General features: G+C 60.8%; 12 protein-coding genes. 9 read left to right on the top strand and 3 right to left on the bottom strand.

The window, feature by feature from the left end; translation table 11 throughout:
- Window positions 1–86 precede the first annotated feature (86 nt).
- Window positions 87–1,232 carry an SRPBCC family protein gene (locus D8U71_RS22990; RefSeq protein ID WP_125927465.1) on the top strand — a complete coding sequence of 382 codons (1,146 nt, stop codon included), beginning with the start codon at window positions 87–89 and terminating at the stop codon, window positions 1,230–1,232.
- A complete protein-coding gene (locus tag D8U71_RS22995) occupies window positions 1,229–2,305 on the top strand; it encodes an SMP-30/gluconolactonase/LRE family protein (RefSeq protein WP_130888757.1) in 1,077 nt (358 codons plus the stop codon). The genes D8U71_RS22990 and D8U71_RS22995 overlap by 4 nt, the downstream gene beginning before the upstream one ends.
- 109 nt (window positions 2,306–2,414) lie before the next feature.
- Here the strand turns inward: D8U71_RS22995 and D8U71_RS28420 are convergent, their stop codons facing one another.
- Together D8U71_RS28420 and D8U71_RS23000 are read right to left on the bottom strand one after the other, a co-directional pair.
- Window positions 2,415–2,579: a hypothetical protein gene (locus D8U71_RS28420; RefSeq protein ID WP_016774471.1), complete on the bottom strand. Its 165-nt coding sequence runs from the start codon at window positions 2,577–2,579 to the stop codon at window positions 2,415–2,417.
- Window positions 2,580–2,677: 98 nt separating this feature from the next.
- Window positions 2,678–2,932, bottom strand: a complete 255-nt coding sequence (locus D8U71_RS23000) for a DUF465 domain-containing protein (protein WP_016774470.1) — start codon at window positions 2,930–2,932, stop codon at window positions 2,678–2,680.
- Between the two features lie 204 nt (window positions 2,933–3,136).
- Here D8U71_RS23000 and D8U71_RS23005 point away from each other — a divergent pair, with 204 nt between their 5' ends.
- Window positions 3,137–3,658 carry a DUF4142 domain-containing protein gene (locus D8U71_RS23005; RefSeq protein ID WP_016774469.1) on the top strand — a complete coding sequence of 174 codons (522 nt, stop codon included), beginning with the start codon at window positions 3,137–3,139 and terminating at the stop codon, window positions 3,656–3,658.
- Window positions 3,659–3,714: 56 nt separating this feature from the next.
- Here D8U71_RS23005 and D8U71_RS23010 read toward each other — a convergent pair whose 3' ends face one another.
- Window positions 3,715–3,978 carry a hypothetical protein gene (locus D8U71_RS23010; RefSeq protein ID WP_130888758.1) on the bottom strand — a complete coding sequence of 88 codons (264 nt, stop codon included), beginning with the start codon at window positions 3,976–3,978 and terminating at the stop codon, window positions 3,715–3,717.
- A 260-nt stretch (window positions 3,979–4,238) separates the two neighbouring features.
- Between D8U71_RS23010 and D8U71_RS23015 the strand changes: the two genes are divergently transcribed.
- Genes D8U71_RS23015 through D8U71_RS23040 form a run of 6 tightly spaced genes read left to right on the top strand, consistent with a single transcriptional unit; the run spans window position 4,239 to window position 9,669 of the window.
- Complete coding sequence (locus D8U71_RS23015) at window positions 4,239–5,090, top strand: STAS domain-containing protein (RefSeq protein WP_016774467.1); 852 nt, start codon at window positions 4,239–4,241, stop codon at window positions 5,088–5,090.
- Between the two features lie 4 nt (window positions 5,091–5,094).
- On the top strand, window positions 5,095–5,457 hold the full coding sequence (locus D8U71_RS23020; protein ID WP_016774466.1) for an STAS domain-containing protein: 363 nt from the start codon (window positions 5,095–5,097) through the stop codon (window positions 5,455–5,457).
- Window positions 5,454–5,858, top strand: a complete 405-nt coding sequence (locus tag D8U71_RS23025) for an anti-sigma regulatory factor (protein WP_016774465.1) — start codon at window positions 5,454–5,456, stop codon at window positions 5,856–5,858. The genes D8U71_RS23020 and D8U71_RS23025 overlap by 4 nt, the downstream gene beginning before the upstream one ends.
- Window positions 5,855–6,868, top strand: coding sequence for an ATP-binding protein (locus D8U71_RS23030; protein ID WP_130888759.1), 1,014 nt, complete (start codon window positions 5,855–5,857; stop codon window positions 6,866–6,868). Before D8U71_RS23025 ends, D8U71_RS23030 begins: the two co-directional genes overlap by 4 nt.
- The gene (locus tag D8U71_RS23035; protein ID WP_024012718.1) at window positions 6,861–7,736 is read left to right on the top strand and encodes an ATP-binding protein; all 876 of its coding nucleotides are present in this window, start codon (window positions 6,861–6,863) and stop codon (window positions 7,734–7,736) included. Before D8U71_RS23030 ends, D8U71_RS23035 begins: the two co-directional genes overlap by 8 nt.
- Window positions 7,726–9,669, top strand: coding sequence for a response regulator (locus D8U71_RS23040; protein WP_073474818.1), 1,944 nt, complete (start codon window positions 7,726–7,728; stop codon window positions 9,667–9,669). Before D8U71_RS23035 ends, D8U71_RS23040 begins: the two co-directional genes overlap by 11 nt.
- Window positions 9,670–10,037: the final 368 nt, after the last annotated feature.

The raw sequence follows: 10,037 nt of genomic DNA on the forward strand, positions 1-10,037 counted from the left end.
GCTTAAGGCCGCAAGGTTCGTCCTGCACAAGTCAGCGGATCGGCTAATCTGCCGGGTATAACAACAATACCCGCAGGTGAAACGCATTGAGGCAGACCACCGAGGCATTCCGCAGCCGCTACCGGGCGGCCATTCATCCTTTGTACAACCCATGGCTGCATGGCGCGTTCGTGTTGCTGTTCGGCATTTTCGCCGTCGCTGCGTTCTGGCGCACGGTGCATTCAGTGAGCTGGCTGGAATGGCTGACGGTGCCGCTGAGCCTGTTGTTGTTCAACTTCGGCGTATACATGGTCCATCGCCATTTGGGCCATCACAAAAAAGCCTTCGCAAAGATGTTCTACGCGCGGCATGCCGGCGACCATCACAGTTTTTTTACCCCCGGGCACATGACCTACGACAGCGCGCGGGACTGGCGGGTGATCCTGTTTCCAGCCTGGCTGATCATCATTCATACGCTGGTGATCACGCTGCCCCTGTGGTGGCTGCTCGCGCAGGTCAACGCCAATGTCGCCGGGCTTTTCGCCGGGTGCATGGTGCTCGGTTATCTGCTCTATGAGGTGTTCCATGCCTGTGAGCATCTGCCGCCGCAGAATCCGTTGACTCGTTTGCCGTGGATCCGCCAGATGCGCCGTCTGCACGAACTGCATCACCGCCGCGAGCGCATGCAGGAGCGCAATTTCAACATCGTTCTGCCCTTGATGGACTACCTGTTCGGCACGCTGTACCTCGAGCCGGAACCCGCCCCTTTGAGTAATTCGCAAATGCCCATGACGCGCATGCAGCACCAGATCGATATCGCCGGCGAGCCGGTCGCTGTGCTGGCCTATGCCGCCAGCGCCAGTCACTGGCCGGACTGGCATCCCTCCTCATTGAAGATTGACGGTCCGCAAGGTCCGCTGCATGCCGGTGCGCGCTTCGAAGAGGATATCCATGCCGGCGGACGTGCCGGTCACTTGCGCTGGGAAGTCACTGAATATCTGCCGGGCCGGCGCTGGTGCGCACGCGCGCAAAGTGATCAGGGCCTGTCCCTGCGTTTGACTTACGAGTCCTCGGCGGAGGCTGGTGGCACGCGATTCGTGCGTACGCTGGAATATCGCTTTGACGGTTTGCTCATGCGTCTGGCCAATCGTCTGTTGCTCAAGCGACGCATAGAGCGCGAGTCTGCCGCGTCCATGCTTGCCCTGCGCGACACGACCGCGCAGTACATCGGCGCGGCGAGGGCCAGCGCGTGAAATTACGTTATCTGCTGTGCCTGCTGATCGCTCTGGTCATCGCCTTCTTGTTGTTGCTGCCGACCAAGGTCGAACCAGTGGCCTGGACACCGCCACCGGCGCCCTCGTTGAAAGACGGGATCTACGCGGACAACCAGCGCCTCAAAGCTGTGGTGAAGGTCGGGCCGAGCGACATCGAAGGGCCTGAGGCGCTGCTGCTGGAAGACGAATTTCTCATCACCGGATTGCATGACGGCCGGCTGATCCGCAGCAGCCTCGACGGCACGCAGCGCAAGGTCCTCGCCGACACCGGTGGCCGTCCCTTGGGCCTCGCCCGTCATCCGAACGGCATGCTGGTGATCGCCGATGCGGTCAAAGGTTTGCTGTCGCTGGATGCACAAGGCCGCGTGATCCCCTTGACCACCGAGGCCAACGGCGTGCCATTTGGATTTACCGATGATGTGGCGGTCGACAAGTCAGGCCACTACGCCTACTTCAGCGATGCCTCGAGCCGCTGGGGCTATGGCCATGACGGTGAGGCGATCATCGAGCACGGCGCCGACGGCCGTTTGCTGCGTTACGACTTTCAGAGCGGCAAGACCAGCGTCTTGCTCGACAAGTTGCAGTTCGCCAACGGCGTCACCCTTGGCCCCGACGAAGCCTATGTGCTGGTCAATGAAACCGGTGCTTATCGCATCAGCCGCTACTGGCTGAGCGGGCCGAAGGCCGGTACCCATGATGTGTTCATCGACAACTTGCCGGGGCTTCCGGACAACCTCTCGTTCAATGGCAGCAATCGCTTTTGGGTAGCGTTGTACGCGCCGCGCAACGCATTACTCGACGGCACCGCGCAGCACCCGTTCGTGCGCAAGATGATCGTGCGGGCGTTGACGGTTTTGCCCAAGCCTGTCGAAAAGCGTGGGTTTGTGCTGGGACTGGATCTGGACGGCAAGGTGATTGCCAATCTGCAGGACGCGAGCGATGGCAATTATTCGCCGATTACCACGGTGCGCGAATATGGGCAGTGGTTGTATTTCGGCTCGTTGAAGGCGAGGCATATGGGGCGGATGGGGTTGGATGCGGCGCTGAAGTGAGCCTGCGGGATTTGCGGGGGAATGGACTTGCGTCTTCGCGAGCAGGCTCGCTCCCACAGGGGAAACGAATTCCAAATGTGGGAGCGAGCCTGCTCGCGAAGGCGGCCTGTCAGTTGCCGGACCGGTCGAACTTCTCCGGATCTTCATCCTCCGGCAGTTCTTTCACGGTTTTTTCCGGATGCGCTGTGGTATGCGCCGGGCTGTTGGGTTCAGGGCGGGTCGGAATCGGGTCGAAGCCGCCCTGCTCCTCACTGGGGAATTTCGGATCGTTCATGAGGCACCTCGCAACGAGTCGATGGTTTGCAGACTCTGCACATTGGAGGTGCCGCGGGGGTCGCCGTTCCCTTCGGATGGCGACCACGGGTCAGGTAATTACTGACCGGTCAGCGGCTGCCCGGCCAACCGGGCGACGATCTGCTCCTTGACGATCACGCGCTTCTCTTTGAGCTTCTTCAATTCGTCGTCACTGGGGGCGTCTGACTGGGCGTTCTCGGCCTCGACCACTTCAGCATCCACCTCGAAATACTTGTTGAGCAGCGAATCCAGCTTCGCATCCTCGGAGCGTTTTTGCTCGATCTCTTCCTTCTTGCAGCCCAGGTCCTGATACAGATCATGTGAAACCGGCATGAAACACCTCCATCAAATTGATCGACAACCAGCGCGACCGATGCGCTGACTCGTTATCAGCATGGCCTTGCGCAATGGCTTCTGTCGACACCCTGTCAGACCAGCGGTTGCCGTTCGTCGCCCTGTCGTAAATGCAATAAAACCTTTGGCTTGTGCCTTCGCTCCATTGGATAACGCTCACAAAAACCTGCGTGGAGACACCCAATGGACGGATTCAACCTGCGTCATCTCGCTCTGGCTGTTGCACTGTCTGCCGGCATGGGCAGCGCCTTTGCCGCGACCGACAATGACTTTGTCGATAACGCCGCCGCCGGTGGCATCGCTGAAATCGAAACCAGCCGCCTGGCTCTGGAAAAAAGCCAGTCAGCTGACATCAAAGCCTTTGCCAACCAGATGATCACCGATCACAGCAAAGCCAACGATGAGCTGGCAGCAATTGCCAAGGCCAACGACATCGAAGTCCCGGACACCACCACCCTGGTCAAACAGGCCAAGGAAAAGATTCTCGACATGCGCGATGAATCCTTCGATGCGGCCTACGCCAACAACCAGGTCAAGGCTCACGAAGAAACCATCGAGCTGTTCAAGAAGCAGGCAAACACCGTGACCGATGACAAGGCCAAAGGCGCCACTGAACTGAAAGCGTTCGCGCAGAAGATGCTGCCAGCGCTGGAAAAACACCTGGCCCACGCCAAAGAGCTGCAAGCCAAACATCCGAGCAAGTAACCGCCCGGCAATAAAAAGGCCGCATCCTTCGATGCGGCCTTTTTGCGTTTCAGCGATCAACCGCCATCGGTGTCGATATCGGCGTCGGTGCTCTCGCCCGGTTCAGGACGGTCCGGGTCAGGCTTGAAACCGGGGCTGAAGTCGTTGCTGTTGTCACTGTGATGCTGCTTCTGATCGACCTCGGCAGCCGCGCTGTCCGCCTGTCCTTGTTCAGCCGGCGCGGGGGTATTTTGTCCCGGTGTCTGCGGGCCGATGGCCGGGTCGTTGCGGTTAATTGACTCTGAGGACTGATTTTGCTGTTGCGGCGCTTGCTCGTTCATATCCACCTCATTCATAGTCCTGCCTCCTTCTTCCAGCACGACTGGAAAACGTCGGGCATGCAGATTCGAAGCCTGACGCCGCAGATTCGTTCAAAACATCGTTGCCTGTTGCCACGCCGACTAGAGTTACCGGGGCGTTCGACGCGGCAGGCAGAAAAATTCGCTGCTTAATGAACAACTATTTCAAGCGGCAAATGTCAGTCAATTCGCGCCGGTCATTTCGCTGAGCCGGCACCATTACGTAACGGAGCGACACGCACATGGCAGCACTGCAGAACAGCACAGTTGAAGCAATCAGGAACAACCAGGCTCAACTGCTGAGCGAATGGACCAAACGCCTCGAAGCCAGCGGCGCCACGCGCAATCTCAAGGAACACGACCTCGCGCAGCAAACCCGCGACTTGCTCTCCCTGCTGCTGGCCGGTCTGGAAAACGGCAACGGCAGCAAGATTGCCGCCGCAGGCTGGGAAGACACCCGTCAGTTTCTTGAAAAGCTGTCGCAGAGCCGCGCCCTGCTCGGCCAGGATTCCCAGCAAACCGCCAATTTCATCTTTGCCCTGAAGGGCCCGTTGTTCGCCCTGTTGCAAAACCATTATCAGGACCAGCCGGCACTGCTCGCCGAGCAACTGCTGGAAGTTTCCGAACTGCTCGACACGGTCGGCATGCACACCATCGGCACCTTCCAGAAATCCCGCGAAGCGGTGATCAAGCGTCAGCAGGAAGAGCTGCTGGAACTGTCGACGCCGGTGGTCAAGCTGTGGGACGGCGTTCTCGCCCTGCCAATGATTGGCACCCTCGATTCGCAACGCACCCAGGTAGTCATGGAATCGCTGCTGCAACGCATCGTCGACACCGGTTCCGAGATCGCCATCATCGACATCACCGGCGTGCCGACCGTCGACACCCTGGTTGCCCAGCACCTGCTGAAAACCGTGACCGCGATTCGCCTGATGGGCGCTGACTGCATCATCAGCGGCGTGCGTCCGCAGATCGCCCAAACCATCGTTCACCTGGGTCTGGATCTGCAAGGCGTTGTGACCAAGGCCAACCTGGCCGACGCCTTGAAACTGGCCCTGACTCGCCTGGGCATCAGCCTCGGCAAAGCGGTCTGAGCCGATGGAACGTATTCCGATTCTTCAAATGGGCGATTTGCTGCTGGTGACCATTCAGGTCGACATGCACGACCAGCTCGCCATGACCCTGCAGGACGATCTGTCCGAGCGCATCAGCCGGACCTCGGCCCGTGGCGTGCTGATCGACATCTCCGCGCTGGACATGGTCGACTCGTTCATCGGGCGCATGATCGGCACCATCTCGGGGTTGTCGAAAATCATGGACGCCGAAACCGTGCTGGTCGGCATGCAGCCGGCCGTGGCGATCACGCTCGTTGAGCTGGGCATGACCTTGCCGGGCGTCAGCACCGCCCTCAACGTCGAACGCGGAATGAAACTGCTGCAGGATCGAGTACGCCTGCAATGACCGTACGCAGCAGTGGTACCCAACCCATCCTGATCGAACAGGACGTGGTACTGGCCCGCCAGACCACGCGCAAGCTCGCCACCGAATGCGGCATGCGCCTGATCGACCTGACCAAACTGGTCACCGCCGTCAGCGAGCTGGCGCGCAACACCATGGTCTATGGCGGCGGCGGCGACATGGATTGGCAGATCCTCGAGGAAAACGGCCGGGTCGGTTTGCGCATCACGTTCCGCGACGAAGGCCCGGGCATCCCCGACATCAAACTGGCGATGACCGACGGCTGGACTTCCGGCAGCGGACTAGGCCTCGGCCTGACCGGCGCCAAACGTCTGGTCAATGAATTCGAACTCGACACTGAGCCCGGCAAAGGCACGCGCATTACGATCACACGATGGACATGAATATCACCGGGTCGTTGACCCAGGTTCTGCCGATCGAGGACAGCAGCCAGATCGGCCACGCCCGGCGCACCGCGCAGAAACTCGCCGAGCAGCATGGCTTCGACGAAAACGATGCCGGCCGCGTGGCACTGGTCGCGACGGAACTGGCAAGCAACGTGCTCAAGCATGCCCAGCGCGGCGAGTTTCATCTGCGTGTGCTGACTCGTCCGGATAACGGTTTCGGCATCGAAATGCAGACCGTGGATCGGGCGCAGGGCTTTGATCTGGATGCCTGTCTGGCGGATGGCTTTTCCACTGGCGGCACACAAGGCATCGGCCTCGGCGCCGTATCGCGGCAGACCAATGTGTTCGATGTCTACGCCGACCACCGTGGCGCGGTGTTGCTGGCGCGAATTTTTCCGCGCAACGATCGTCAGGCCGATATCCGCTTCGGCGTCAGCCAGCATTCGCTGCATGCCGATCCAGCCTGCGGCGATGTCTGGCATCTGACGTATGAAGGCTCGCGGATCAGCGCGCTGGTGATCGATGGCCTCGGTCATGGCGAAGACGCCGAGCGCGCAGGCCTGGCCGGGGCGCAGGCATTCGCCCGGGCACCGTTTGCCGATCCAGTGGTATTGATGGAAGACCTGCATCAGGAAATGCTCGGCACCCGCGGCGGCGCCGTCGCTTTCGCGCAGTTCGACAGCCAGCGCGATGGTCTGACCTTCGCCGGTGTCGGTAACATTGGTGCCAGTCTGCTCGAGGCTGGCAAATCCCGTGGCCTGGCCTCGCACCCCGGCATCGTTGGCGGCCAGTACCGTAAAGCCAAACCCTTTGACTATGCTCACGTGAACGGACATTTATTGATCATGTACAGCGACGGCTTACAGTCCCGTTGGAATCTCAAAGACTACCCCGGCCTGGTGCATCGCCATCCGTCCGTGATAGCCAGCGTCCTGCACCGCGACTTCTGTCGTGGTCGCGATGACGTGACGGTACTGGTCGTTGCTCTGGAGGCCGCCCATGGCTGAATCGACTACCTTGAGCCATGCCGAACAGGCGGCGCTCATCGCCCAGTTGCAGCGCGAAACCACTGCCCTGCGCGAAGAGCTCGATGAAACCAACCAGGGCGTGCTGGCGCTGTACGCCGAGCTCGACACTCAGGCTGAAGAACTGCGTCAGGCATCGGATCTCAAGAGCCGCTTCCTGTCATACATGAGCCACGAATTTCGTACGCCGCTGGGCTCGATACTGAGCATCAACAGTCTGCTCGCTGACGAACTCGACGGTCCGCTCAGCCCTGAACAGCACAAGCAGGTAGCCTTCGTCAGCACCGCTGCCCGCGAGCTCAGCGACATGGTTGATGACCTGCTCGATCTGGCGAAGATCGAAGCCGGGCGCATCAGCATCTCGCCGGCCTGGTTCGACATGTTCGACCTGTTTTCGGCCCTGCGCGGGATGTTCCGGCCAATCGTCGATGCTTCGGCGGTGGATCTGATCTTCGAAGAACCGCTGGGCCTGCCGCGCCTGTATACCGATGACAAGAAGCTCGGGCAGATCCTGCGCAACTTCATTTCCAACTCACTGAAATTCACCACCCGTGGCGAAGTGCGCGTGTCGGCGCGACTGGAAGGTGAAGACAAGGTGCGCTTTGCCGTCAGCGACACCGGCATCGGCATCGCGGCCGAGTTGCATGACACGCTGTTCGAAGACTTCTCCCAAGTCGATTCGCCATTGCAGAAACGTCTGCGCGGCACCGGTCTGGGTCTGTCACTATGCAAGCGTTTTGCCGCCCTGCTCGGCGGTGAAGTCGGGGTAGACAGTACGCCGGGCGTGGGCTCGACGTTCTTTGTCATCATCCCGCTGGCAATCGCTCTGGAGAACGTCGATGAATCGTGACATCCGCCTGTTGATCGTCGATGACAACGTCGCCACCCGTTACGCCCTGCGCCGACGCCTGGAGCGCCACGGCTACACGGTGCTCGAAGCCGGCACCGGCAGCGACGGCCTGGCCCTGATCGAGAGCGAAGCCCTCGATGCGTTGATCCTCGACGTCAACCTGCCGGACATGAGCGGTTTCGACATCGTCCGCCTGTTGCGCGCCGACCCGCGCACTGCGCTGCTGCCGGTGATTCATGTGTCAGCGGCGTCGATCCAGACCGGCGACATCATCACCGGCCTCAACGCGGGCGCCGATGCCTATCTGATTCACCCGGTCGACCCCGATGTGCTCTTGGCCACGCTGCGTACCTTGCTGCGGGTGCGCGACACGGAAAATGCTCTGCGCGAAAGCGAGGCGCGTTTCCGCGAGATCTTCGCCAACGTCTCGGCGCCGATCGCGGTGCTCGATGCCAATCTGAAAGTACATGAGTGCAATCACGCATTCGCCCAATTGATCGTCGATAACCGCGATCCGCAGGCGCTGCGTGAATGCTTCGCCGAAGATCAATGCTCGATCCTCGATGAACTGCGTCTGCGTCTGGTAGACGGCGAGCGCTGGAAAGGCACGCTGAACATGCGCGTGCAGGGCGAGATTCGCGAGACCCAATGGCAGATTTCGCCGTATCGCACGCCGGAGCTGAGCCTGGTGTTTGTCGAGGACGTCACCGAACACCGCCACCGCGAGCGCTCGCATCTGGCGCGACTGGATGACACCACCACGCAGTTGGCCAAGGAAGTCGCCGAGCGCGTGCACGCCGAAGCGCAATTGTTGCAAGTGCAGAAAATGGATGCGCTGGGCAAGCTCACCGGCGGTATCGCCCACGACTTCAACAACCTGCTCACCGGGATCATCACCAGTCTGGAACTGATCCAGAAACGCGTGGCCGATGAGCGTCTGGACAAGGTGCAGTTCTATACCGAAGCAGCGCTGAATTCAGCGATGAGCGCGGCCTCGCTGACCCATCGTCTGCTGGCATTTGCCCGTCAGCAGCCACTGGATACGCGCCCGGTGGACATCAACGAGCATGTCCGCTCGCTGGAAGAATTGCTGGTGCGCACCATCGGCGAGCGCATCACCCTCAAGCTGGAACTGACCAACAAACCGGCGATTGCGCTGGTCGACCCGGTGCAGCTGGAAAGCGCCGTGCTCAACCTGGTGATCAACGCCCGCGATGCCCTGCCCTCCGGCGGCAATATCTGGGTCAATACTTACGCCGCTTATTCCCACGGCGATCCGAATCTGGCCGATGGCGCGTACGTGGCATTGTCGGTACGCGACGACGGCACCGGCATCGAACACAACGTGATCGACAAGGTGTTCGAGCCGTTCTTCACTACCAAGCCGCTGGGCCAGGGCACCGGGCTTGGTCTGTCGACGATTTACGGCTTTGCCCGTCAGTCCGGCGGTGACGCGCACATCCGCAGCGTCGCCCGCCGTGGCACCGAAGTGACGATCATGCTGCCGGGCACCAACGACCCGACCGGGGCCGACGCGCCTGTGCCGGTGCCTGATGCCAAAGGCAGTGGCGAGCATGTGCTGATCGTCGAGGACATGGCCACGGTGCGCTTGTTCGTCACCGAAGTGCTGGAAGATGCCGGCTATCGCTGCACGCAAGCGGCGGATATCGAATCGGCGCTGGAGCGCTTGCAGAACGACCCGTCGATCGACCTGCTGTTGACCGACGTCGGCTTGCCGCGCATGAGCGGCCGTGAACTGGCGGATGTTGCACGTGGCTGGCACGAAGGGCTGCCGATCCTGTTCATGACCGGCTACGCCGAAACCGCGCTCAACCGCCAGGTCTTCCTCGGCACCGGCATGGACATGCTGGTCAAACCGTTCCAGATCAGCGAACTGCTCGACAAGGTCCGCCGCACGCTGGATGGCGCCTGAACTGACACACATCCCCGTGTAGGAGCGAGCCTGCTCGCGAAGGCGTCCGTCCAGTCAGCTCATCTGCGGCTGACATTCCGCTTTCGCGAGCAGGCTCGCTCCCACAGGGGGTCTGCTGCGTTACCACTTTATTGGGTACAGCCTGCAAAACTGTGGGAGCGAGCCCGCTCGCGAAGGCGCCCGTCCAGTCAGTTCATCTGCGGCTGACACACCGCTTTCGCGAGCAAGCTCGCTCCCACAAGGGGTCTGCTGCGTTACCACTTTATTGGGTACAGCCTGCAAAACTGTGGGAGCGAGCCCGCTCGCGAAGGCGCCCGTCCAGTCAGTTCATCTGCGGCTGACACACCGCTTTCGCGAGCAAGCTCGCT

The sequence above is a fragment of the Pseudomonas sp. Sample_21 genome, assembly GCF_004307525.1.
Taxonomy (GTDB): domain Bacteria; phylum Pseudomonadota; class Gammaproteobacteria; order Pseudomonadales; family Pseudomonadaceae; genus Aquipseudomonas; species Aquipseudomonas atacamensis.